General features: G+C 65.7%; 1 protein-coding gene. It reads right to left on the bottom strand.

Features of this window, described 5'->3' with window-relative positions:
• Positions 1-600 (bottom strand): TonB-dependent receptor domain-containing protein (locus AX721_RS27815; RefSeq protein WP_197422484.1); only part of this gene is annotated, 600 nt, incomplete at both ends.

The following is a 600-nucleotide window of genomic DNA, read 5'->3' as shown; positions in this document are numbered from 1 at the left end:
GGTCGTAGGTCATGGTGTCGGTGTTGGCGTCGGTCCAGCTCTGGATGAACGGCGCGTCCTTGTCGAAGACGTTGTCGACGCCGACCGCGATGCTGGCCTGCTCGGTGATGCGGTAGGACGCCTGCACGAAGTGGTAGAAGACGTTCGACGTGCGCGAGCCGATGGCGGTGGGTGCAGCGTTGAAGTCCTTCGCCTTGCCGATCATCTGTACCGACCAGGTGGCGCTCCAGTTCACGTCCGACAGGCTGAAGGCCGCGTTGGAGCGCCAGTGCGGATAGCCGCCGTTGCCGCCGCCGATCCGGCCGTCGAAGACGATCGGGTCCGCGCCCAGGAACGGGGTGATCTCGTACTTGGCGAGGTAGGTCGTGTTCCAGTCGACATCGGCGCGCAGGCCGCGGACGTCGAAGGTGTAGCGCACACCGAAGTCGACGCCCTTCATCACTTCCTTGCCGGCGTTGGTCGGCTGGGAGGAGAGGAAGTTGACCTCGCCGGTCAGCGGGCTGCGGCGGAACTGTGTCGGGGCGCAGAACGGATGCGACAGGTTCGCGCTGGCGTAGCAGACCGACAGCTTCGTCGAGCCCGGGATGTTGCGGATGGCGT

Origin of the sequence: Phenylobacterium sp. CCH9-H3, from assembly GCF_001557235.1 — a bacterium.
In the GTDB taxonomy this organism is placed as follows: domain Bacteria; phylum Pseudomonadota; class Alphaproteobacteria; order Caulobacterales; family Caulobacteraceae; genus Phenylobacterium.
Note: the sequence above shows the minus strand (reverse complement) of the source record. Positions and strands in the feature narration are given on the sequence as shown.